19 protein-coding genes are annotated in these 24,166 nt (G+C 72.9%); 15 read left to right on the top strand and 4 right to left on the bottom strand.

From position 1 onward, the window contains the following. Positions 1-2: 2 nt before the first annotated feature. Together ACWCP2_RS27205 and ACWCP2_RS27200 are read right to left on the bottom strand one after the other, a co-directional pair. Positions 3-1,874 carry a glycoside hydrolase family 3 protein gene (locus ACWCP2_RS27205; protein WP_450911211.1) on the bottom strand — a complete coding sequence of 624 codons (1,872 nt, stop codon included), beginning with the start codon at positions 1,872-1,874 and terminating at the stop codon, positions 3-5. A gap of 10 nt (positions 1,875-1,884) precedes the next feature. Beyond that, positions 1,885-2,841, bottom strand: a complete 957-nt coding sequence (locus ACWCP2_RS27200) for a LysR family transcriptional regulator (protein ID WP_450911210.1) — start codon at positions 2,839-2,841, stop codon at positions 1,885-1,887. A 108-nt stretch (positions 2,842-2,949) separates the two neighbouring features. Between ACWCP2_RS27200 and ACWCP2_RS27195 the strand changes: the two genes are divergently transcribed. Then, the gene (locus ACWCP2_RS27195) at positions 2,950-3,993 is read left to right on the top strand and encodes an EamA family transporter (RefSeq protein WP_450911209.1); all 1,044 of its coding nucleotides are present in this window, start codon (positions 2,950-2,952) and stop codon (positions 3,991-3,993) included. Positions 3,994-4,055: 62 nt separating this feature from the next. On the opposite strand, the gene ACWCP2_RS27190 is transcribed toward ACWCP2_RS27195, so the two are convergent. Further along, the gene (locus ACWCP2_RS27190; protein ID WP_450911208.1) at positions 4,056-5,024 is read right to left on the bottom strand and encodes a helix-turn-helix transcriptional regulator; all 969 of its coding nucleotides are present in this window, start codon (positions 5,022-5,024) and stop codon (positions 4,056-4,058) included. Positions 5,025-5,332: 308 nt separating this feature from the next. Between ACWCP2_RS27190 and ACWCP2_RS27185 the strand changes: the two genes are divergently transcribed. The 14 genes from ACWCP2_RS27185 to ACWCP2_RS27120 all read left to right on the top strand — a co-directional run bounded on the left by ACWCP2_RS27185 (position 5,333) and on the right by ACWCP2_RS27120 (position 23,322). Continuing rightward, entirely contained in the window at positions 5,333-6,136 is an 804-nt protein-coding gene (locus tag ACWCP2_RS27185; protein WP_450911207.1) for a hypothetical protein, read from the top strand. Between the two features lie 176 nt (positions 6,137-6,312). Beyond that, positions 6,313-6,894 carry an N-acetyltransferase family protein gene (locus ACWCP2_RS27180; RefSeq protein ID WP_450911206.1) on the top strand — a complete coding sequence of 194 codons (582 nt, stop codon included), beginning with the start codon at positions 6,313-6,315 and terminating at the stop codon, positions 6,892-6,894. A gap of 321 nt (positions 6,895-7,215) precedes the next feature. Beyond that, a complete protein-coding gene (locus tag ACWCP2_RS27175) occupies positions 7,216-7,800 on the top strand; it encodes a cysteine hydrolase family protein (protein ID WP_327306640.1) in 585 nt (194 codons plus the stop codon). Between the two features lie 43 nt (positions 7,801-7,843). Then, positions 7,844-8,869: a hydrogenase expression/formation protein HypE gene (gene hypE / locus ACWCP2_RS27170; protein WP_450911205.1), complete on the top strand. Its 1,026-nt coding sequence runs from the start codon at positions 7,844-7,846 to the stop codon at positions 8,867-8,869. A gap of 22 nt (positions 8,870-8,891) precedes the next feature. After that, a complete protein-coding gene (hypF, locus tag ACWCP2_RS27165; protein WP_450911204.1) occupies positions 8,892-11,300 on the top strand; it encodes a carbamoyltransferase HypF in 2,409 nt (802 codons plus the stop codon). Positions 11,301-11,304: 4 nt separating this feature from the next. Next, a complete protein-coding gene (locus tag ACWCP2_RS27160) occupies positions 11,305-12,639 on the top strand; it encodes a diaminobutyrate--2-oxoglutarate transaminase family protein (RefSeq protein ID WP_450911203.1) in 1,335 nt (444 codons plus the stop codon). 76 nt (positions 12,640-12,715) lie between these two features. After that, entirely contained in the window at positions 12,716-13,432 is a 717-nt protein-coding gene (locus tag ACWCP2_RS27155; protein ID WP_450911202.1) for a hypothetical protein, read from the top strand. Next, on the top strand, positions 13,419-14,852 hold the full coding sequence (locus ACWCP2_RS27150) for an MFS transporter (protein ID WP_450911201.1): 1,434 nt from the start codon (positions 13,419-13,421) through the stop codon (positions 14,850-14,852). Before ACWCP2_RS27155 ends, ACWCP2_RS27150 begins: the two co-directional genes overlap by 14 nt. 100 nt (positions 14,853-14,952) lie before the next feature. Beyond that, on the top strand, positions 14,953-16,266 hold the full coding sequence (locus tag ACWCP2_RS27145; protein ID WP_450911200.1) for an amidohydrolase: 1,314 nt from the start codon (positions 14,953-14,955) through the stop codon (positions 16,264-16,266). Further along, positions 16,263-17,606: an ATP-grasp domain-containing protein gene (locus ACWCP2_RS27140; protein ID WP_450911199.1), complete on the top strand. Its 1,344-nt coding sequence runs from the start codon at positions 16,263-16,265 to the stop codon at positions 17,604-17,606. Before ACWCP2_RS27145 ends, ACWCP2_RS27140 begins: the two co-directional genes overlap by 4 nt. Positions 17,607-17,690: 84 nt before the next feature. Then, entirely contained in the window at positions 17,691-20,303 is a 2,613-nt protein-coding gene (locus ACWCP2_RS27135; RefSeq protein WP_450911198.1) for an ATP-grasp domain-containing protein, read from the top strand. Then, entirely contained in the window at positions 20,300-21,640 is a 1,341-nt protein-coding gene (locus tag ACWCP2_RS27130; protein WP_450911197.1) for an MFS transporter, read from the top strand. The genes ACWCP2_RS27135 and ACWCP2_RS27130 overlap by 4 nt, the downstream gene beginning before the upstream one ends. 5 nt (positions 21,641-21,645) lie before the next feature. After that, complete coding sequence (locus ACWCP2_RS27125) at positions 21,646-22,884, top strand: aminotransferase-like domain-containing protein (RefSeq protein ID WP_450911196.1); 1,239 nt, start codon at positions 21,646-21,648, stop codon at positions 22,882-22,884. Positions 22,885-22,947: 63 nt separating this feature from the next. Further along, on the top strand, positions 22,948-23,322 hold the full coding sequence (locus ACWCP2_RS27120; RefSeq protein WP_450911195.1) for a nuclear transport factor 2 family protein: 375 nt from the start codon (positions 22,948-22,950) through the stop codon (positions 23,320-23,322). Between the two features lie 111 nt (positions 23,323-23,433). On the opposite strand, the gene ACWCP2_RS27115 is transcribed toward ACWCP2_RS27120, so the two are convergent. After that, positions 23,434-24,036, bottom strand: coding sequence for a DUF937 domain-containing protein (locus tag ACWCP2_RS27115; protein WP_450911194.1), 603 nt, complete (start codon positions 24,034-24,036; stop codon positions 23,434-23,436). Positions 24,037-24,166: the final 130 nt, after the last annotated feature.

Here is a 24,166-nt window from a genome sequence, read left to right as displayed (position 1 = left end):
GACTACCCGTACGCCAGCCCGTGGCCCAGCGGGTAGCGGCCCGGCACCGGGACCGGCAGGCGCCCGGTGGGGCGTACGGTCCCGGTGAGCACCCGGGCCGCCGCCCGCAGCTCGACGTCCGTCCAGGTGTACGTGGCCAGTTCGGCCGCGCAGTCCGGCAGACGGGCCGGGTCGTAGGGGTTGCGGATCGCCACCAGGACCACCGGCACCCCGGTGGCCAGCAGCTCGGTGACCAGCTCGCGCTGCGGGCTCGCCCCCTCGGGGACGTTGTACGTGCACACGAGCACGGCCGCGTTGCCCGGGGCGGCCGCCACGGCGCGGGCGGGCGGCAGGGCCGTGGCCCGGCAGCCCAGCGCGGACAGCTCCCGGGCCAGTACCGCGGTAGGGGGTCCCGTCGTACCCGTGGGGGAGACCGGGTCGGTCCCGGTGACCAGGAGCAGCGGCCGGTCCGCCGGATCCAGTGGCAGCAGCCCCGCCGGATTGGCCAGCAGGGTCGTCGTACGGTCCGCGATCTCCCCGGCGGCCGCCAGGTGCGCGGGGATGCCGACCGCCGCGTCCACCGCGTCCAGCGCCCGCGCCGGATCCGCGTCCCGCGCCGGTGCGTCGAACAGTCCCCGGCGGGCCTTCAGTTCCAGGATCCGCAGCACCGACTCCTCGATCCGGGCCCGCGTCAGCTCGCCCGACTCCACGGCCGCCAGCACGCTGCGGACGGCCAGCCCCAGGTCCGGGGGGTTCAGCAGCTGGTCGCAGCCCGCCTTCAGGGCCAGGACCGGGACCCGGTCGTCCCCGTACTTCTGGCGGACGCCGGCCATGTCGAGGGCGTCGGTGACCACCACCCCGCCGAAGCCGAGGCGTTCGCGCAGGATCCCGGTGACGATGGGCCGCGAGAGGGTCGCCGGATCGCCCGAAGGGTCGAGCGCGGGGAAGACGATGTGGGCCGTCATCACCACGTCCACGCCCGCCTCCACGGCCGCCCGGAAGGGCGGTTCGTCCAGCTCCTCCCACTGGGCCCGGGTGTGCTTCATCAGCGGCAGCCCGACGTGGCTGTCGGTGCCGGTGTCCCCGTGCCCCGGGAAGTGCTTGGCCGTGGCGGCCACCCCGGCGCCCTGATAGCCGCGGATCTGCGCGGCGACCAGGGCCGCCACGGCGTGCGGGTCGGCGCCGAAGGACCGTACGCCGATGACCGGGTTGGCGGGATCGACGTTCACGTCGGCCACCGGGGCGTAGTTGTGCCGGATGCCCATGGCCGCCAGCTCGGCGCCCGCGATGCGCGCGGCCCGGCGGGCCTCGGCGGTGGACCCGGCCGTCCCCCGGGCCAGGGCGCCCAGCGCCATGGCGCCCGGGAGCAGGGTCGCGGGCCGCCCCACGCGGGCGACGGCGCCGTGCTCCTGGTCGATGGAGAGCAGCAGCGGGACGCCCTGACCGGAGCCCGAGGCCGCCTTCTGGAGGCCGGCCGACAGCTCGGCGATCTGGCGCGGGGAGCGGGTGTTGTGCGCCCAGCCGAAGTAGACGATCCCGCCGAGGTGGTAGCGGGCGACCAGCTCGGCGGGGGTGCGCACCCCGAACAGCTCCTGGTTGAGCGCGGCGTCCGCGGGGTCGGGCTCGGTCGCCGAGTGCCCGTAGGCCCGCGACACGAAGAGCTGCCCGACCAGTTCGGCCAGGCTCATCCGCTCCACCGTCTCGCGCGGCGCGGCCCCCGACGAGTGACGGGCGGGGGAGCGCCCCGGTGCGCGGTCGCCGGGCCGGGCGTCGTCGGGGGACGGGCCGCCGGGGCCGCGGTCGGGGCCGCCCGCGGCGGAGGCGGCCCCCGCGGCGGTGACGGCGGCCACGGCGGCCACGGTGAGCAGGGTCCGGCGGGAGGCGTGGTTCGGCACGCGCCGGACGCTACTGCGGGGCGGGCCCTTCGGAGCGGGGGACACTCGCGGAGTCCCCCGGACGGGGGGCGACCCGGGGCCAGTGCTCGCGCAGGGTCCGTACGGCCTCGGTGATGGCCGGCCGGCGGGCGGCCCCGGTCCGCCACAGGGCGTACAGCCGGCGTACGGGGCCCGGTTCCAGCGGTACGGCCACCGCGCCGGGCGGCAGCGTTCCGGTGCCCAGCCGCGGTACGACGGCCACCCCGAGCCCGGCGGCGACCAGCGAGACGATGGTGTGGTTCTCCTCGGCGACGTGCGTGATGTCGGGCTCGAACCCGGCCGTGCGCAGGGTCCGTACGAGCCAGTCGTGGCAGACCCGGCCGGGAGGCTGGCACACCCAGCGCTGCCCGCCCAGGTCCGAGCGGTGGATGACGGTGCGGGAGGTGAAGGGGTGTCCGGCGGGCACCACGAGGTCGCAGCGGTCGTCCCCGATCACCGCCTGCTCCACGCCCTCGGGGGCGGGCAGCGGGGCGATGTCCCAGTCGTGGGTCACGGCCAGGTCGGTGACACCGCGCGAGACCAGGTCCATCGACAGGTGCGGGTTGATCTCCGTGAGCCGTACCTCCAGGGCCGGGTGACGGTCGGCCAGGTCGGCGAGGACCCCGGGGAGCAGGCCGCGGGCGGCCGAGGCGAAGGCGGCGACCCGCAGCCGGCCGACGGGCTGGCCGCGGGACTCCTCCAGCGCGGTCTCCGCCTGCTCCGAGATGTCCATCAGCTGCTGGGCCGTGGCGGCCAGCAGTTTGGCCTCCTCGGTGAGGGCGACCCCGCGGCCGTGGCGCTCCAGCAGGGTGGTGCGGGTCTCCCGTTCCAGCTTGGCGATCTGCTGGGAGACGGCGGAGGGGGTGTACCCGAGGGCGGCCGCGGCGGCGCCGACCGAGCCGTGGACGGAGACGGCGTGCAGGGCGCGGAGCCGGGAGAGGTCGAGCATGTCAGGCAGCTTAGGGCGCGGGCAGGGGAGTTGGATGAAGCAACGCTACATCCGACCCTGAAGACATCCGCGCTGGTGCTAAATGGTTGAGGGGCGGATGCTCGGAGCATGCGCCCCCTTCACATCGCCCTCGCGGTCCTCGTGGCCGCGGTCTGGGGATTCAACTTCGTCGTCATCGAGTTCGGGCTCGGATCGTTCCCGCCGCTGCTGCTGTCCGCCCTGCGCTTCCTGGTCGCGGCCCTGCCGGCGGTGTTCTTCGTCGGGCGTCCCAAGGTGGCCTGGAAGTGGATCGTCGCGGTCGGCGTGGTCCTCGGCATCGCGAAGTTCGGGCTGCTGTTCACCGGCATGGACCGCGGGATGCCGGCCGGGCTGTCCTCGCTGGTCCTCCAGGTGCAGGCGGTGTTCACGGCCGTGTTCGCGGCCGTGGTGCTGAAGGAGCGGCCGGGCCGGCTGCGGATCGCGGGCATGGCCGTGGCCTTCGTAGGGATCGCCGTCGCGGCCGTGGACGAGGGTTCCTCCGGGCCGGTGCTGGGCTTCACGATGGTGATCGCGGCCGCCGCGTGCTGGGGCGTGTCCAACGTGCTGACCCGCAGGGCGTCCCCGCCCGACGCGCTGAACTTCATGGTGTGGGTGAGCGTGGTGCCGGTACTGCCGCTGGCGGGGCTCTCGCTGCTGCTGGAGGGCCCGGAGCGGGACCTCGCGGCGCTGCGCGGGCTCGACTGGAGCGGGGTCGGGGTGATCGTGTACATCGCCTGGATCACCACGGTGTTCGGCTTCGGGGCCTGGGGGTTCCTGCTGCGCACCTATCCCGCCTCCTCGGTGGCGCCCTTCTCGCTGCTGGTCCCGGTCTTCGGGATGAGCTCGGCGGCGCTGGTGCTCGGCGAGCACGTGAACGGGCTGCGCTGGGTGGCGGCCGTCCTCCTGGTGGGCGGGGTGGCGGTGACCTCGCTGGTCCCCTCGAAGCCCCGGCCGGCGGCGGCCGGCCCGCAGCCGGTGGCGGCAACGCAGCCGGTTGCGGCAACGCAGCCGGTGGCGGCGACGGAGCCGCAGCCCGTGGCGGACCCGGCGCCCGCGGAGGGGGCCGGCCCGGGGGTGGCGGAGGGGTCCGCCCCCGGCCCGGCGGTTCCGCTTCCGGCGGCGGGGGGCCGCTAGGCGCCGTCCGCTCCGCCTGCCGGCGGCCCGGGCCGGTTCCCGCGGCCCGGGCCGCCGGCGGGTCAGACGCCGTTGAAGGGCTCCTTCGCCAGCAGGTATCCGGCGTGGAGCCGGTTGCGGGCGCCGATGCTCTTCATGATGTTCGCAATGTGGCGTTGACAATTGCGCAAAGAAATACCGACCACATGGGCTATTCTGTTGTCCGATTCGCCCTGAATGAGCAGCGAAACGATGGTCTGCTGAATGTCGGAGGTAATCGCGGCACGTGCCGGCCGGTCGTTTTCCTGGGTGAATTTCTCCGCCGCACTCCAGGCGCGCTCGAATGCCTCCGAAAGGAATGAGACAAGGTGGCTGTTTCTCGATACCGCCGCTCCGTGCGATCCGTCCGCGAGCGGGATGATCGCCACTTCCTTGTCGAAGATGAGGCAGCGCGGAAAGCCGCCGGCGAGCGTGCACACTTCCGCGCCGAGCGGTGTCACCCGCCCCACGAAGGACGCCGTGGCCGGGCTGAACCGGGCCGTGTGCTGGTAGAGGGTCCGCATGCGCACCCCGCGCCCCAGCAGGCGTTCGGTCCGCTCCAGGCTCTCGGAGAGCACCTCCTCGTCCCGGGCGCCGCCGGGCTGGGAGGTGAGCACCTCGGTGCGGCTGCCGTCCGCGAGCCCGGCGATGAGTTTGCGCACGTCGCCCAGGCCCGGCACCACCTCCAGCGAGGTGTCGTCCCGGAGGTCCGTGGTGGTGAGCGTCAACTCGTCTAATTGCCCGCGTAGTTGATCTACGAGGGTCTGGGTTTCGTTCAGGCTGTGCTGCGCGGGGTTGAGGACCTTGATGCGTGCGTGCTCCACGGGGTACGGGGTGTAGATGCCCGTCACGGGACACACGCTGAGCAGCCCCAGATCGTCGAGCGCGTCCGCCGCTTCCTGCACCTGTCCGGCGCTCATGTCCAGGGCCAGGGCGGCTGTTTCTCGCGTTGTACCCGGTGTTCGGGTGACGAACCGGTAGAGACGGTCCCCGGCGTGGGTGAGCCGGGGCACTGTAAAAGGATGGACTTGTCTGATTGAGTTCAATTCATCCCCCTGTCATGTTTTCGCCAGCGGCAACATGATCCCAGAAAGGGATGGCTCCGGATGGAGCCGAACGGACAGGATGATGCCGAAGCTGATCCGGACCGCAAGACATCTTGAGGGGCAGGCAAGCATGCCACGTATAGCGAGTTTCCTCATCGCCATTGCGGCAACTTTCGCGGTGACCGTCTTCCTCGCCCCGTCGACGAGTGGTGCGGCGCACACCGCCGCCGCCACTGGTCCGGGTCAGGTAGTCAACGATCTCGGCTGGGGATGAGATGCCTCGTAGTAAGTCGTACAACACGTACTCCAACCTGCAGCGCCCTGAGTTCCGCAAGCGCGTCGACGAGCTCCTGCTGAAGTTCGAGCGGGACTTCTACGAGCGCAGCGCGGGCGCCGACGGGATGCTCGACAAGGAGAAGTTCGACCTCGAGCTGTACAAGCGGCACAACGTCGAGACGATGATCCGGATCGGCCTCAAGCGTGCCGTCGACCCGCTCATCGCCAACTACTGGGCCACCCGGGACCCGCAGCTCTGCAAGGAGTGGGGCCTGTACGGCGCGGAAGAGGGCCGCCACGACCGCATGTTCGCCGGCGACCTGCACAAGGTCGGCATGACGGACGAGGAGATCTACGCGATCCGTCCGACCTTCGCCACCGAGCTGCTCAACGGGTACTTCTACTACACGATGGCCACGGAGGGTCCGCTGGCCGCGATGATCAGCGGGTTCTACCTGGAGTACATCGCGGGCAAGACCCAGCCCGACTGGCTCGACATCATGGAGCAGCACGTCGGCGCCGACAAGACCAAGGGCGCCCGCGCCCACCTGGCCCTGGACGACGACGACGACCACGTCGACATGGTCTGGAACCTGATCATGCGCATCATCAAGGACGAGGCCGACGAGGAGCGCTTCGTCGAGCACCTCATCAAGATCAACTCGCTGTTCGTGTCCTACTTCGTCGAGGTCTACGCGGCCACCGTGCTCGGTGCCGGCGCGGACGCCTCGCTGCTGACCCAGGCCGCACCGGCCGCCGCCGTACAGACCAACCTGCAGACGAAGGCCACCGTTTCGGTCTGACCGACCGGCCCGCACCTGCCGACGTCCCCTGAAGGCCCGTAGGGCCGGAGGGACGACACCCCCGCAGTCCGGCGATCCCGGGCATTGCGTTCCAGATGTGCCGCGCCGCCCCCACGGGGGCTGCGCCGCGATGTCCGGGGTCCGGCTGCTCCACCGTCTACTCACCAAGGAAGACGATGCACTATTCATGGCCTCGCGAACTGTCCGAACAGGACATGCGCGAAATGATCGAGCTGATGGACGCCGTCGCCGTCAAGGAGATGACCCTCGGCTTCTACGAACCGGTGGGCCTGGAGAAGGGCCTGCCCCTGATGCGGGCCTTCGAGGCCGATCTGCGCAAGGGCGCCGTCGACCTCCTCCACGTCCGCAACGACGAGGGCCGCATCGTCGGCATGGTCACGCTCGCCCGCGCCCCGCTGCCCGCCCGGCGCCACATCGTCGAGATGCGCCGCTGCGTCGTGGCCCCCGACTACCGCGGGCAGTTCCTGCTCGAAGGCTGGGCCGAGGCCCTGCGCAAGGTCGGCGAGATGGGCTGCGACGTCATCACCCTCGAAGTGCGCGACGACGGCCCCTCCGTGCTCTGGCAGCGCCTCGGCTTCCGCGAGTACGGCCGGCTGCCCGACTACGCCCGTGCCGACGGCCGCCCCGTCACCGGCTTCTACATGCACGCCCGGCTCGCCGACGTCACGGCCCACTTCGAGGCCACCGGCACCTGGCTGCACGAGATCGAGTCCGACCGCGTCGCGGTCGCGAGCTGAGCGCCGACCGCCCGGCCTCCCTCTGATCTCGGCAACCGCACCCGCACCCGCACGCCGTTCGCGCACCACGCCCGAGCCGCGTCCCGCGCACCCGCATCCGCGCCGCCCCTCCTGACCGCCGCGCCGCCCCCAGGGCCGCGCCGGCCCCCGCACCGAGCACGCCGTACACCGCCCCGGGCCGATCCGCCCGTGCGCCACGGCCCCTCGCGGCCGACCGGCCGGTGCGCAGCTCCCCCTCTCCCACCCACCGCCCGCCGGGGCGCACATCGACGTGCGCCGGACGGGCCGCGGGACCACGCCACTCCACCGAAGGGCACAGCCATGTCCAAGATCGCCGTCCTGACCAACGACCTGCAGTACGAACTGGTCGAGAAGAACCCCGAGCGCGTCGCCGCCGTCGAGGCCGCGACCCCGCACTTCACCGGCTTCCTCGACGAGATGCGCAGCCGCGGCCACCACATCTTCCACCTGCAGCTCGTCAACGACCCGGACGACCCGAACGCCGAGCGCTACGACGGCTACCTCCCGGTCCAGCGCGGTACCCACGGCGCCGACATCATCGAGGCCTTCCTGGCCCCCGAGGACGTCGTCATGGAGAAGAGCAAGGACTCGGGCTTCTACGAGACCGACCTGCACGAGCGGCTCCAGGCCCTCGGCGTGGACACCGTGCTGATCACCGGCATGCAGACGCAGATATGCGTCCAGACCACCGCCGCCGACGCCTTCTTCCGCGGCTACAACATCTGGGTCCCCTCCGACTGCGTCGTCTCGGCCCGCCTGGACGACAAGCAGCGCGCCCTGGACTGGCTGGAGGGCTACTGCGCCACGGTGTCCGACTCCGCCGAGGTCATCAAGGTCCTCGACGCCGAGGGCGGACTGCCCCGCAAGAACATCAAGACCCCGTGACCACGCCCCCGACCGCAACGACCCGTTCCAGGAAGGAACCGGCATGACCACGAGCGTGGATCCCACCGAATTCATCGTCCTCGACCACGGCACCGGCGCGAAGCTGAGCCAGGACCTCCTCCAGGTGATCGCCTCGACCCTCGGCGACGTCTACATCGGCATCATGGAGGACAGCGCGATCCTCAAGATCGAGGGCGACCGCATCGCGATGACCACCGACTCCTTCGTCGTCGACCCGCCGTTCTTCGGCAACGGGGACATCGGGAAGATCGCGGTCTGCGGCACGGTCAACGACCTGGCCGTGGCCGGCGCCCGGCCCAAGTACCTCACCCTCGGCATGATCCTGGAGACCGGGCTCCCCATCGCCAAGCTCGTCCGCGCCCTGGAGTCGATCCGCGACACGGCCCGCGAGGCCGGCGTACAGATCGTCGGAGGGGACACCAAGGTGGTCCGCAAGGGCGAGGCCGACCAGATCTACCTGAACACCGCCGGCGTCGGGGTCTTCGAGCGCGAGCCGCTCACCATGACCGACGTGCGCCCCGGCGACAAGGTGATCCTCAGCGGCCCCATCGGCAACCACACCGTGCACCTGCTCTCCATCCGCGAGGGGCTCGGCTTCGAGCAGCGCGTGGACAGCGACTGCGCCCCGCTGAACGGGCTCGTCGACACGGTCCTGTCGGGCACGGTGCCCGGCGCCGTCCGCTCGATGCGCGACGTCACCCGCGGCGGCCTGACCGCCGTGCTCCACGAGTACGCCGGCAAGCTCGGCCGCTCCATCCGCGTCACCGAGGCCGACCTGCCGATCCAGCACGAGACGGCCATGGCCGCCGACATGCTCGGGATCAACCCGCTGCACTGCGCCAACGAGGGCTGCCTGGCGCTCTTCGTGGACCCGGCGGCCGAGGCCGAGGTACTGGCGGCCCTGCGCTCCCAGCCCTACGGCAAGGACGCGGTGACCATCGGCGAGATCTCCGAGGACACCGAGGGCCTGGTGCTGCTGCGCGACAAGGACGGCCGCGAGACCCAGCTGGAGGAACTCCTCGGCGCCGAACTCCCCCGGCTCTGCTGAGAAAGGGACCGAGGAAACCGCCATGAGCAGCACCGAGCAGCAGACCGTCACGCAGCGGCCCGACGGGACCGGCAGCGCCGCCAGCGCTGTCAGCGCCTTCGACGAGTGGCGCATCCGCGTCACCGGCGTGGTCCAGGGCGTCGGCTACCGGCCGTTCGTCTACAAGCTGGCCCGTGAACTCGGCCTCTCCGGCTGGGTTCGCAACGACCCCGAAGGCGTGCTGGTGGAGGCGTCCGGACCGGTCGCCGCCCTGGAGGAGTTCGCGGCGGGCCTCAGCGGCCGCGCCCCCGAGCTCGCCCGGGTGGACGAGGTCCGGCCGACCCGGGGACTGGACCGCGGCACCGTGCCCGCGGGCCCGTTCACCATCGTGCACAGCGAGCACACCGGAGCCCGGTCCGCGCTGCTCCCGGCGGACACCCACGTATGCGGCGACTGCCAGGCGGAACTTCGCGACCCGAAGGACCGCCGGCACCGCTACCCCTTCATCAACTGCACCAACTGCGGGCCCCGGTACTCCATCATCCAGGACCTGCCGTACGACCGGCCGATGACCACCATGGCCGCCTTCACCATGTGCCCGGACTGCAAGGCCGAGTACGAGGACCCGATGGACCGGCGCTACCACGCACAGCCCAACGCGTGCCCGGACTGCGGCCCCCGGCTGCTGCTCCGGGACCGCGAGGGGGGCGCGGCCGAAGGGGACGAGGCCCTCCTGCGGGCCGCCCGGGTGCTGGCCGACGGCGGGATCGCGGCCATGAAGAGCGTCGGCGGCTTCCACCTCGTGGTGGACGCGACGAACGCGGACGCCGTGGCCCTGCTGCGCAGCCGCAAGCGCCGCGACTCCAAGCCGTTCGCGGTGATGGTCCGCGACCTCACCACGGCGCAGGCCCTGGTGGAGCTCTCCGAGGCGGAGATCGACGTCCTGCGCTCGCCGGCCCGGCCCATCCTGCTGGCCCGCAAGCGCGCGGGCTCCCTCCCGGAGTCCGTGGCCCCGCGCAACCCCAACCTGGGGATCATGCTGCCCTCGGCACCCCACCACCACCTGCTACTGGACGAGCCCGGCCTCGAAGCGCTCGTCGCCACCAGCGGCAACATCTCCGGCTACCCCATCGCCTACCGCAACGAAGAGGCCCTGGAACAGCTCTTCGAGATCGCGGACGTGATCCTCTACCACGACCGCGACATCGAGATCCGCGTCGACGACTCGGTCGTCCGCCTCTCCGACCACCCCGAACTCGACGAGCCGCTGCTCCAGTTCATCCGCCGGGCCCGCGGCTACGCCCCCTACCCCGTGGACGTCGGCCGCGAGGTGGCCCCCGTGGTCGCCCTCGGCGCCGAACTGAAGACGACCGTGGCCCTCACCAACGGCTCCCAGGTCTTCCTCAGCCAGCACATCGGCGACCTCAAGAACGACGAGACCTTCGCCGCGCACCACCGCACCGCCCGGCACCTGGCGCAGCTGTACGCGCTCAAGCCGGAGGTCACCGCGCACGACATGCACCCGCAGTTCCGCTCCACCCGGGCCGCCCTGGACGACGACGGCACCGGACCGGCGCTGCCCACCGTGGAAGTCCAGCACCACCACGCCCACATGGCCTCCTGCATGGCGGAGAACCACGTCCGCGGCACCACCCTCGGCGTGATCTTCGACGGCTTCGGCTACGGCGAGGACGGCACGGTGTGGGGCGGGGAGTTCCTCCTCGGGGAGTACGCCGCCTTCCGCCGGGTCGGCCGGATGCGCGGCCTGCCGCTGATCGGCGGGGACCAGGCCGTGCGCGAACCCATCCGCACCGGCTACGCCCTCGCCCTGGACGCCTTCGACGGGGACGCGGACCGGGCCCTGGAGGGCTTCCCCGCCCTCGCCGTCCTCGACGGGCAGCGCCGCCAGGTCTTCGCGAGGATGGCGGCCCGGGGGATCAACTCCCCGGCCACCTCCAGCATGGGCCGGCTCTTCGACGGGGCCGCCGCCCTCGCCGGGGTCTGCGCCAGGGCCGAGTACGAGGCCCAGGGCCCGATCGAGCTGGAAGGGCTGCTCGACCGCGACGCCACCCGCGAGGCGCAGGCCTCGTACCGCTTCGGGTCCTACGCGGCGGACGGACTGACCGAGGTGGACCCGCGGCCCGTGATCCGGGCCATGGCCGCCGACATCGCCGCCGGACTGCCCGTGGACCGGATCAGCCGCCGGTTCCACACGGCCGTGGTCGACATGGTCCGCGAGCGCTGCAAGGCCCTGCGGGAGGAGACCGGCGTCAACCAGGTCGCCCTCTCCGGAGGCGTGTTCCTCAACGAGTTCCTGCTGCTCAACTGTCTGACCGGGCTGACCGCCGACGGGTTCGACACCTTTGTCCACCGGCTCGTTCCGACCAATGACGGAGGAATCGCCCTCGGTCAGGTCATGGTCGCCGACGCCCGCTCACACCTGAGGAAGTGACGACGTGACCACCCTCACGCCGGACGAGATGTACACCTTCGTCGAGGCGCGCGAATCGGGCGCCCGGACCTACGCCAACGCCTTCGGCAAGCTCCTCGCCGAAGGGCACGGCGCACGCATCCGCGACGGGCACGGCCGCACGTACCTGGACTGCCTCGCCGCGGCGGGCACCCTCGCCCTGGGGCACAACCACCCGGACGTGCTGACCGCGGTGGGGGAGTACCTCACCTCCGGTCAGGTCCAGCAGGCACTGGACCTGACCACCCCGGCCAAGTACGAGTACCTCCAGGCGCTCTACGAGCGGCTGCCGGGCACCATGGCGGACACCTTCAAGACGCAGTTCTGCGGACCGGCGGGCACCGACGCCACCGAAGCCGCGATCAAGCTGTTCAAGATCGCCACCGGCCGCCGGACGGTGATCTCCTTCCACGGGGCCTACCACGGCATGACGGCCGGCGCCCTCGCCCTCACCGGCAACCTGGGCGCCAAGGAGTCCGTGCCCTCCCTCATGCCGGACGTCCACCACCTCCCCTACCCCTACGACTACCGCTGCCCCTTCGGCATCGGCGGCGAGGCGGGCATCCGGGCCGGCCTCACCTACATCGAGCGGGTGCTCACCGACCCGGAGAGCGGCATCACCAAGCCCGCCGCGGTCTTCGTCGAAGCGGTCCAGGGCGAGGGCGGGGTGATCCCGGCCCCGGCCGCATGGCTGCGCGGACTGCGGGAGATCACCGCCCGGCTCGACATCCCGCTGGTCCTCGACGAGATCCAGGCCGGCTTCGGACGCACCGGCACCATGTGGGCCTTCGAGGAGTCCGGGATCGAGCCGGACGCCGTCCTCGTCTCCAAGGCGGCCGGCGGCGGCTTCCCGCTGTCGCTGCTGCTCTACCACGGCAAGTACGACGCGTGGACGCCCGGAGCCCACGCGGGCACCTTCCGCGGCAACCAGATCGCCCTGGTCGCGGGACTCGCCGCCATGCGGGTCACCGCGTCCGAGGGCCTGATCGAAAAAGCCGCCGCCAAGGGCGAGTTGATCGCCTCCCTGCTCGGCCGGCTCGCCGCCGGTCACCCCGAGATCGGCCAGATCCGCGGCCGGGGGCTGATGTGGGGCATCGAGATCGTGGACCCCACGGGCCGGGCCGACTCCCTCGGTTCGCTTCCCGCCGACGGGGCCCGGGCCAAGCGCGTCAAGCGCGCCTGCCTGGACCACGGGCTGCTGCTGGAGAGCGGCGGCCGGCACGGCGCCGTGCTCCGGCTGCTCCCGCCACTGGTGATCACCGACGAGGAGATCCACGAGATGGCGGCGGCACTGGAGAAAGCTCTGATCGACTGCGCCTGAGCCGGTCGACCGCGCCGACCCGGAGAAACCGGGGCGGCGCGGCGGAGCACGGATCCACCGAGAGAAGGACAGAGAAATGACCACGGGAACGAACAACAGCGCCGAGTGGCGGGTCGACTTCGACGCGGAGGTCGTCTTCAGCAACGGCGGCGCCCTGCAGATGCAGGGGTTCCGCCTGGACATCCCCGGTGACGACATCACCGACGGGGACCTGGGCGAACTGATCGTCCGCCACCTCGGACTGCTGATGGTCGGCAGCACGAAGATCACCCGCCGGGAACTGCTCCGGGAGCCCCACAAGGGCTCCCGGAACACCGGCGCGGCCGGCTCGGGCCGCACCACCGCGGACCTGACCGGCCCCGCCACCCGGGCCGCCTGGCCGGCCGTCCCGGGCGGCGCCGCCCCGGGCCTGGCCGGCCTGGTGGACCTTCCCGTGGTCCTGGTCCGGCTCCTGGGAGCCGGGCAGCCGGTCGCCGACCGGCTCGCGCTGGCGCCCTTCGACCTCGCCGGGCACGCCGTCGTCGTACAGACCGGCCGCGCGGCCGGCCCGTACCTCACCGAGGACGCGGTGGACCTGCTCGCCGGGCAGGGCGCGCTCCTCGTGGCGACCGACAGCCGCGAGGGCAACGGGCCGGTGGCGGCGGCGCTCGCCGCCGCCGGCCTGCCCGCCCTCACCGGGCTGACCGGCCTGGACGCCCTCCCGGCGACCGGGGTCCGGCTGCACGCCGTGCCCTTCCCCGGGCAGGACACCTCACTGATCAGGGTCTACGGAGTAACAGATGACCAGCATTGACCAAGCCGGCCTCCCGCAGGCCGGTGCGGCGGCGGCCACCCCCGCCGCCGCACCGGCGCCGGCCCGGCGCCCCCGCAGGGAACTGGCCGCCGCCACCGTCGGCTCGGTCGTCGAGGCCTACGACTGGACCATCTACGGCATCCTCGCCCCCTACTTCGCCGAGGCACTGTTCCCCGGCACCTCGCCCACCGCCAAACTCATCGCCGCCTACCTCGGCTTCGCCCTCGGCTTCCTGGTCCGCCCGCTGGGCAGCGTCCTCATCGGCCGCCTCACCGACACCCGCGGCCGGCGCTACGGACTGACCCTGACGGTCGGCCTGATCGCCGCGGGCTCCCTGTTCCTGGCCGTCGTCCCCGGCTACGCCTCCATCGGCCTGGCGGCTCCGCTCCTGGTGGTCGGGGCCCGGCTGGTGCAGGGCCTGTCGGTCGGGGCCGAGAACCCGAGCGTGGCCGCGTACGTCACCGAGACCGCACCGGCCGGACGCCGCTACTTCTACAGCGCCGTCTCCTACGGGGGCGTGGTGCTGGGCAGTGCGCTCTCCTTCATCGTCATGAACGTCCTGCTCGGGGTGTTCGGGGAGAGCGGGGTCGAGGACGGCGCCTGGCGCTTCGGTTTCGTCTTCGGCGGACTGCTCGGCCTCACCGCCCTGTGGATCCGGCGCGGCGCGGCGGAGAGCGCCGTCTTCACCGCCGCCACCGCGGGCGGGGCCGCGCAGGGAGCGGCCCCGCCCGGGGAGGCACCGGCCCGGCCCGCAGGTGCGGCCGCCGCGGCGGCGCCGGTGGCGCCGGCGGCGGAGGCGGCCGCCGGGGCGGCGCCGGCGGCGAAGGCGCCGAGCCCCTGGCCGGTGCTGCGGGCCCATCTCCGGCGGCTCGCCGTGGTGTTCGCCATCACCTCCGGGGCCACCACCGCCTTCTACTTCGTCACCGTCGACTTCCCCTCGTACGCCGAGAGCGCCGGGGCCGCCGGCAAGGAGGAGACCTCCGCCGCACTGCTCCTCGGCATGGTGGCGCTCCTCGCGGCCATGCTCGGCGGCGGCAGGGCCGCCGACCGGTTCGGGGCGCTGCCCGTCCTGCGCCTCGGCTTCGCCGGGCTCGCCCTGGGCACCGTGCCGCTGCTGCTGGCCATGAACTCCGGCCGGGTCCCCGTCCAACTGGTCACCGTGGTGCTGCTCTTCCTGCTGGGCCTCCCGCTCGCGGTGAGCAACGTCTTCGCGGGGCAGCTGTTCCCGCCCGCGGTGCGCGCCGTCGCCGTGGGCCTTCCCACCGCGGCCGCGATCAGCCTCTTCGGCGGCACGTTCCCGATGCTCGCCGAGCTCCTGAGGTCGGCCGGCCACAACGACTGGCTGCCCTGGTGGCCCGCGCTGACGGCCGCGGTGGCGCTGGCCGCCTCGTGGGGAGTGCGGGAACACCCCGGTCGCTGACACCCCGCTCGCCGACACCTCGCTCGCCGACACCTCGCTCGCCGACACCCCGGTCGCGAACACCCCGGGTCCGTAACCCCTCACGCCTGAGAAGGACGTCATGACTGCACTGCTCGAAGGTCTCGACTCGCTGATGCCGGCCCTCGAAGCCGACTACCGCGAACTGCACGCCCACCCCGAACTCGCCTTCCAGGAGAAGCGGACGGCGGCCCTCGTCGCCGAGCGCCTCGCCGCCCAGGGCGGCTGGGAGATCACCACCGGCGTCGGCCGCACCGGCGTGGTCGCGGTCCTGCGCAACGGCGAGGGACCCGTGGCCATGCTGCGCGCCGACATGGACGCGCTGCCCGTCAAGGAGGCCACCGGGCTGCCGTACGCGAGCACCGAGACCGCCACCGACGAAACGGGCGCCGAGGTCCCGGTGATGCACGCCTGTGGCCACGACCTGCACGTGGCCGCGCTGATCGGGTCCTGCGCCCTGTTCGCCCGTAACCGCGAGGCCTGGCGGGGCACCGTCGTCGCCGTGTTCCAGCCGGGCGAGGAGAGCGGCTACGGAGCCCGCGAGATGGTCGAGGACGGGCTCTTCGAGCGCTTCCCGCGCCCCGACGTGATCCTCGGCTCGCACGTGGGACCCGGTCCCGCCGGGCTCGTCGCGACCCTGCCCGGCGTGGTCATGGGCGCCACCGACTCGATCACCGTCACGCTCTTCGGCCGCGGCGGCCACGGCTCCAAGCCCGAGGCCGCGGTCGACCCCGTCGTGATGGCGGCCTCGCTGGTCATGCGGCTCCAGACGGTGGTCTCCCGCGAGATCTCCGCCCAGGAGCCGGTGGTGGTCACCGTCGGCAAACTGCACGCCGGCACCACCGCCGCGGTCATACCCGACACCGCCGAGCTCGGCATCAACGTCCGCACCAGCTCGGCCCCGGTCCGCGAGAAGGTCCTCGCGGCCATCGAGCGCCTCGCCCGCGCCGAATCGGCGGCGGCGGGCGCGACCGCCGACCCGGAGATCACCTCCGTCTACCACCTGCCGATGACCGTCAACGACACCGCGGCCGCCGAGCGGGTGGCCGACGCCCACCGCGAGCACTTCGGGGCCGGGGCCGTCATGACGATGGGCCCGACCACCGCCAGCGAGGACTTCGGCCTGCTCGCGAGCGCCGCCCAGGTCCCCTCGGTGTACTGGTTCTACGGCGGCCTCGACCCGCAGGCCTTCGGCGAGGCCTTCGCGGCCGGAAAGCTGGAGGAGCTCCCGCAGAACCACTCCTCCACCTTCGCCCCCGTCGCCGGACCCGCGCTGTCCGTCGGCGTCCGCACGATGGCCACGGCGGCGCTGCCCTGGCTCACCACTGCCGCCGGTGGTGCCGATGTCTCCGCCGACGTCTCCGCCGACGCGGGTGAGGAGGGCGGGACGGCATGAGCACCGACCGGCCGCACATCGTCGTCCTGCACCGCTGGCGGGACACCCACGCGCACTACGCCGACTACATCGACCACGGCGCCGCCCACGTCACGTACGTGAGCACCGAGCTCGGCCGTGCCTCGTTACCCCCGGCCGCCGCCGCGGTCACCACCGTCGCCCTGACCGACGACCTGCCCGCCGTCCGCGCGGCCGTCACCGGGCTCGTGGCCCGCTTCGGCGCCCCGGCGCGGCTGATCGCCCTCAACGAGGGGGACCTGGACACGGCCGCGCTGATCCGCGAGGAGTTCGCGATCCCCGGCCAGCACAGTGCCGAACTGGCCGTGTTCCGCGACAAGCTGACCATGTGCCGCACGGCCGAGGCCGCCGGACTGCCCGTGCCGGCCTTCGCCCCCGCGCCGGACCCGGCCGCCGTGCTCGCCTTCGGCGAGGCCCACGGCTGGCCGCTGGTCGTCAAACCGCACCGCGGCACCGCCAGCCGGGGCGTGGTCCAGCTCGACTCCGCCGACGCACTGGCCGAGCCGGCCGAACGGGACGCTCTGGCCGCCGCCCTGGCCGCCGAACCGCACCTCGTCCAGAGCTACGTCGACGGGCCGATCCTGCACATCGACGGCCTCTGGGAAGGCGATTCGCTGGGCAGCTGGACCGTCTCGCGCTACGTGGGCGGCACCTGCGCCGATTTCACCCAGGGCACCTGGCTCGGCTCCGTGGAGGAGGACGATCCCGCGCTGCTGGAGGCCGTCGAGGCCTTCGCCGCCGCGGTCGGCCCCGCCCTCGGCGGCTCCCAGCCCTGGGTCTTCCACCTGGAGGCCTTCGTCACCCCGGCCCCCGGCGGCGGGCCCGCGCTGGTCTTCCTGGAGTGCGGGGCCCGGGTGGGCGGCGGAGAGATCCCCTTCACCTGGCGCGACGTCCACGAAGTCGACCTGATGGCCGCCGCCGTGGACATCCAGCTCGGCCTGACCCCCGTCCTGCCGCCGCTCAAGACCAGCGAGGTCGGCGGCTACCTCCTGCTCCCGCTCCCGGTCCCCGCCCCCTGCCGCGTCGAAGCGGCCGGCTGGGTACGGGAACCCGCGCCGGGCCGCCTCCCGTACGCCGTCAAGCACACCCCGGTCGGCTCCACGGCCCCGGCGATCAGCGGCTACGAGCACGTCGGCACCCGCTTCCGCTTCCGCGGCCCCAGCACCCGGGAGGTCGAGGCCGCGATCACCGAGTCCGCGAACTCCTTCCGGCTGACCTGCGTCCCGGCCGACTCCCTGCCCGCCGACCCCCTGCCCGCCGACGGCCCGTCCACCGAGGGACCGTCCACCGAGGGACCGTCCGCCGACGGCCCGACGGGCTGACCCACCCCACGTCTCGCACCCCCTGTTCTCCGGGGCGAACCCGCACCAACGCCCCGTACCGGAAAGGAATCCACCGTGGTCTTCATGACCTCCGAACGCCAGCGCGTCATCCTCGTAGGCAGCCGCATACAGCAGTACCGGGAATACGCCCTGGCCTCCCTCGCCCAGCACTACGAGGTGACCCTCGTCGCGCCGGAGGCCCCCACCTGGCAGGCCCGCTACGTGGAGACCCACCGGATCGCCGACACCACGGACGCCGCGAAGCTCTACGCCCCGGTCGCCGACCTGCGCGGCGAGGTCGCCGACGCCGCGATCGTCACCTGGGACGAGTGGTCCCTGGTCGCCGTCTCCTCCGTCGCCAAGAAGCTCGGCATGCGCGCCATGGACCCGGCCGCCGCCAAGATCTGCCGCGACAAGTACGCCACCCGCCAGGCCCTGGAAGCCGCCGGCATGGCCGCCGTCCGCTACGTCCCGGCCACCACCGAGGACGAGGCCGTCGCCGCCGCCGAGTCCATCGGCTTCCCCGTCGTCGTCAAGCCCCGCACCCTCGGCGGCAGCTTCGGCGTGATGATGGCCCGCGACGTCGACGGCCTGCGCCGCGCCTTCCGGCTCGCCTCCACCAGCCGGCTGCGCGGCGCCGGCACCACCGCCTCGGTGCTGATCGAGGAGTTCATCGAGGGCCCCGAACTGAGCGTGGACAGCGTCGTCGTGGACGGCCTGGCCACCCCGGTGTGCGTGGCCCGCAAGCGCCTCGGCGCCCACCCGTACTTCGAAGAGGTCGGCCACCTGGTCACCGACTGGCGCCACGAGCCCTGGGCGGAGGCCGTCACCCAGCTGGTCCAGGACTCGCACCGGGCCGCCGGAGTCGACTACGGGGTCACCCACACCGAACTGCGCGTCGCCGCCAACGGCCCCCGCCTCATCGAGCTCAACGGCCGCCTCGGCGGCGACCTCATCCCGCACCTCAACAAGCTCGCCACCGGCGTGGACCTGCCGCTGGCCGCCGCCCGGATCGCCTTCGAGCAGACCCCGGACGTCACCCCGACCCGCGCGCTCAGCGCCGAGGTCCGCTTCCTCTACCCGGCCTACGACGGCGCCGTCGACCGCGTCGTCCTGCCCGCCCCCGAGGACGTGGAGGACCTGGCCGAGGCCGTGGCCCTGGTCGAGCCCGGCGACGAGCTGCTGCTGCCGCCCCGCGGCCTGACCCCCCGCTCCGCCGCGCTCATCGCCGTCAGCGAGACCCCGGCCGGCACCCGCCGCGCCCTGGACCGCGCCGAGGCGCTCTCCCGTACGGAGGTCTCCGGAGTCGCCGCGCACCGGCTCGGCGCCCGCGTCGAGAACGCCGTGACCCGCCGCTTCTTCGACCACGAGCGCACCGCGGCCCGTCAGAGCGTCTCCGGCGTCCGGGGCGTGGAGTGGTTCCGCTACGGAGCCGGCGGCGGCGAGGGCCTCAACCGGCCCGTCTTCCTCAGCGAGGCCGACGTCACCGGCCTGGAGAACGACCTGAACGGCCTCTTCGAACTGCTCAAGGCGGTCCCCGCCCGGCTCTACGGCGGCGACCTGCGCGCCTTCGCCACCGCCGTGGGCATGTCGCCCACCCAGGCCGACCTGGTGCTGCGCGGCTCCGTGGACGAGCTCGCCCCGCTCTCCCGCGCCGACCTGTACCGCGAGACCGGCGGCTTCCGCGTCATGGAGCTCAACACCGGCTCCTCGCTCGGCGGCTGGCAGATGGGCGAGTTCGCCCGCGCCCTGATCCAGGACGAGGAGTTCGCGAAGTTCGCGGCCACCGAGAACCTGGTCTACCCCGACCCGCTCGCCCGCATCACCGAGGTGCTGCGCCGCCAGGCGCCCTCCCTCGAAGGCATCGAGCGACCGTTGCTGGCGATCACCGACTGGCCCGAGGGCTTCGAGAAGTCCAAGTGCTGGATGGAGTTCGTCGTCCCGGCCTTCGAACGGCTCGGCTTCGAGACCGTCGTCTGCCACCTCGGCGACTTCACCTACGACAACGGCGGCGTCCTGCACGCCGGCCGCAAGGTCGACGTGGTCTACCGGATGTTCCTGCCCGGCGAAATGCCCGACGAGCCCCGCACCTACGACCTCGTCAACCCGCTCCTCGACGCCGTCGAGGCCGGCACGGTCGAGCTGTTCGCCCCGCTCGACTGCGAGCTGTACGGCAACAAGGGCAGCCTCGCGATGCTCAGCGACGAGCGCAACCGGGCCGTCTTCACCGAGGCCGAGCGCGAGCTGATCGACCGGATCCTGCCCTGGACCCGCTTCGTCCGCGACGAGAAGGTCACCTTCGGCGGCGAGAAGATCGACCTGCTGCCCTACGCCATCGCCAACAAGGACCACCTGGTCCTCAAGCCCACCCTGCTCTACGGCGGCGTCGGCGTCACCCCCGGCTGGACCACCGACCAGAAGGACTGGGTCGCCAAGCTCCGCCAGGCCGTCGACGGCCCGTACGTCCTGCAGCACCGCCTGCTGCCGACCACCGAGCGGTTCCTCTCCGAGGACGGCGAGACCTGCGAGGACATGGCCGTCGCCTACGGAACGCTGATGGTCGACGGACGCTACGCCGGCACCCTGGCCCGCGGCGTCACCGACCCGGCCGTCGGCATCGTGAGCATGCTGCGCGGCGCCCAGATCGGCTGCGCGTTCCACGTGGACCCGGCCGCCGAGGGAGTGGAAGCGAAGTGACCGACATCGGGAACGGGGCCGCCGAGCCGGTGGAGGAGACGGCGGCCGCAGCACCGGCCGCCGCCGCACCCGCCACGCTCTGGCGGGACCCGGAGTTCCTCAAGTTCTGGTCGGGGGAGGCGATCTCACAGGTCGGGGCCCAGGTCACGACCCTGGCGCTGCCGCTCACCGCGGTCCTGACGCTCGACGCCAGCTCCTCCCAGGTGGGCTTCGTCAACGCGGCCTCCTACGCCCCGTTCCTGATGGTCACCCTCCTGGTCGGCGTCTGGGTCGACCGGGTGCGCCGCAGGCCCCTGATGATCATGGCGAACGTGGGGCGGGCGCTGCTGGTCAGCGCGGTGCCGCTGCTGGCCGTGCTCGACCTGCTGCGCATCGAGTACGTGTACGTCGCCGCGCTGCTCGTGGGCACCCTCACGGTGGTCTTCGACGTCTCCTACCAGTCCTACCTGCCGACCCTGGTCGGCAAGCAGCACCTGGTGGAGGGCAACAGCAAGCTCCAGGGCACCAGTTCGCTGGCCCAGATCGGCGGTCCCGGCCTGGCCGGCCTGCTCATCGGCTGGGTCACCGCCCCCTACGCGCTGCTGATCAACGGGATCTCGTACCTCGTCTCCGTGCTCACGCTCCTCGCGGTACGGCGCGTCGAGCCGGAGCCGGTGCCCCAGCAGGAGCGGACCGGGATCCGCACGAGCATCGCCGAGGGCATCCGGATCATCTGGGACAGCGCCCACCTGCGGGCCTGCGCCCTCCAGTCGGGGCTGTACAACCTGTGCTGGATGTCGCTCCAGACGGTGTTCGTGCTCTACGCGGCCCGCACGCTCGGCATCTCGCCCGGCGGGATCGGCCTGCTGCTGGGCACCGGCGCGGTCGGTTCGCTGGTCGGCTCGATGCTCGCGCAGTGGCTCAAGCGCAGGATCGGGCTCGGCCACGCCATCCTGGCGGCCCTGCTGCTGTGCTGCCTGGCCCCCGCGGCCATCCCGGCGGCCCCGGCGAACGGCGGGGCGCTCTCGCTGGCCCTGTTCGTCGCCGCCTTCGGCCTGATCGGGGCCGGCGGCACCATGGCCAACATCCACATCATCAGCCTGCGCCAGTCCATCACCCCGGACCAGCTGCTCGGCCGGATGAACGCCGGCTACCGCTTCGTCTCCTGGGGGACGCTCCCGCTCGGCGCCCTGCTGGGCGGCTGGCTCGGCGACCTCATCGGACTGCGCGAGACGCTGTTCGTCACGGCCGGACTGTTCCTGACCGCCGTCCTGGTGGTCCTCAACTCGCCGGTGTGGCGCCTGAAGGAGTTCCCGCCCCAGCTCGTCGCGCAGCCGCGGAAGGTGGACGCAAGGTGACCCCCGTGGAGAAAACGCCCGCCGTCGGAGCGCCGGCGATCGAAGCGCGCGCCATCGGGAGCCTGCTGGCCCGCCGCACCGGCTGGGGCCGCTCCGACGCGGTGAGCCGGATCCTGGCGGCCGCCGCCGCCCCCGGGGTGCTCTCCATGGCCGGCGGGATCCCGGCCCCCGACAGCTTCCCCGTGACCCGGCTCGCCGAGGCCACCGACCGGCTGTTCGCGGGCTCGGCGGTACGGGCCCTCCAGTACGCCCCCACGGACGGCATCGCCCCGATGCGCGAGGTGATCGCGGCCCGGGCGAGCGCGACCGGGGCCCCCGTCGGCCCCGACCGGGTGATGGTCACCGCGGGCAGCCAGCAGGGCCTGGACCTCGTCGCCCAGACCCTGATCGACGAGGGCGACGAGGTGGCGCTGGACGACCCGAGCTACCTGGGCGCCGTCCAGGTCTTCCGGCGGGCCGGGGCCCGGCTGCTGCCGGTGCCCGGCGACGCGGAGGGGATGCGCACCGACGTACTGGAGCAGCGGCTCCTCGCCGGGGCCCGGCCCAAGCTGGTCTACGTCGTACCGCACTTCCACAATCCCACCGGGGCCGTGCTCTCCGAGGAGCGGCGCCGTCACCTGGCCGCGCTGGCCGAGCGGTTCGGCTTCCTCGTCGTCGAGGACGACCCGTACGGGGACCTGGCCTTCGAGGGGAGCCGGCTGCCGTCGACCGACGTCCACAGCGGGCGCGTGGTCCGGCTGATGAGCCTCTCCAAGACGGTCTGCCCGGGGCTGCGGGTGGCCGGTCTGGTCGCCCCCGCCGAGCTGATCGGGGAGCTGGTCGCCGCCAAGCAGTGCGGGGACCTGCAGACCAACACCTTCGGCCAGTACCTCCTCGCCGATCTGCTCGGTGACCCGGAGTTCCTGCCGGCCCACCTGGCGGGCCTGCGCACGCTCTACGGCGGCCGGGCCCGCGCCATGGAGACGCTGCTGCGCGAACAGCTGCCCTGGCTGGACTTCGAACGGCCGCGCGGCGGGCTCTTCTTCTGGTGCCGGCTGACCGACCCCCGGGTGGGCTCGGACGCGCTGTACGCGCACGCGCTGGCGCAGGGCGTCGCCATCGTGCCCGGCACGCCCTTCTGCATCGACGAGGACGGCTCGCGGGTCCTGCGGCTGTCCTTCGCCTCCCTGGACGGCGCGCAGCGCCGGGAAGGCGTCTCCCGTCTGGCCGCGGCCTGGGAGAAGGCCCTGACCGACGGGGTGTGATCCACCCCGCGGGCGGGGCCCTGCGCACCGTCTTTTTCCTCCACACCCCCTAGGAGCAAGACCGTGACAACGACGACGCACGCACCGGTGACCGCCGAATCCCTGGTGGCCCGGCTGTTCGAGGTGATCGACACCCGCTCGTGGGACCGGCTCGGCGAGGTCTTCGCGCCGGACGCCGTGTACGAACGGCCGGGCTATCCGGCGCTGGAGGGCCTCGACCGGATCCGCCGGTTCTACGAGCACGAACGGATCATCACCTCGGGCGCCCACGAGGTGAGCCAGGTGACCGGCGGCCTGGCCGCGGCCGCCTGCTGGGGGCGCTTCCAGGGCGCCGACAAGGACGGCAAGGCCCTCGACGAGGCCTTCGCCGACACCTATCTCGTCCGCGACGGCAGGATCGAGCGCCGCAAGACCTTCTTCTACCGTCCGGCGATCTGACGGCCGGGACGCCGGGCAGGCCGCCGGCCCGGGTCCGGGCCGCCGGGGGGCGGTCCGGACCCGGGCCGGGGTGGTTTCGGCCGAACGGGTGAGGGCGGCTCCTGGGGGCGGCTACTTCTTGCCGCCGCCGAGGATCTGGCCGAGCAGGTCGCCGAGTCCGCCGCCGGCCGCCGGGGCTCCGCCGGCCGGACCCGCCGGGGCGGCGCCGGCCGCGCCGGGTACCGCTCCCGGCGACGGGATGGGGGACTCGCCGCCGGCCGCCGCCGGCGCCCCTGCGCCCGCGCCGCCGGCCTTCCCGGCCGCGCGCTTGGCGAAGACCGCCAGCAGGACCGGGATCAGCAGTTCGATGACCCGGGCGATGGTCGGGGCGGGGATGCCGGTCTTCTTCGAGACGGCGTTGGCCACGGGCTTGCTCACCTTGGCGAGCACTCCGGCCATCATCCCGCCGCTGAGCATGCCGCCCAGGCCGCCGCCGAGGGTGGCCACGCCTTCCAGCGGGGCCTGGGTGACCTCCGCGAAGGCCTGGCGGACCTCGTTGCCGTCGTCGTCATCGGCGTCGGCCTTCTGCTGGAGGTCGCCGGTCATCGCCCCGACCGTGGCCGCGACGGTGTCACGGGCGCCGTTCGTGTCGGTGCCGAGGAGGCCGGCGATCTCGGTCAGCCTGTCGTCGCCGAGTTCGGTCAGCACGTCGTCCTGGAAGGAAGGTTCGCTCATGTCTGAAACGCTACTTCTGAGGTGATTCGGCGGCACCTCGGACGGCCTCCCGGACCCCCCGAGGTAATGGAAAGGTAAAGTTCCGGATCCGCGTGCAACCACGGGCGGGGGTCGCGGGTCGTATGGTGCG

It is taken from the genome of Streptomyces sp. NPDC002104 (assembly GCF_053593795.1).
Note: the sequence above shows the minus strand (reverse complement) of the source record. Positions and strands in the feature narration are given on the sequence as shown.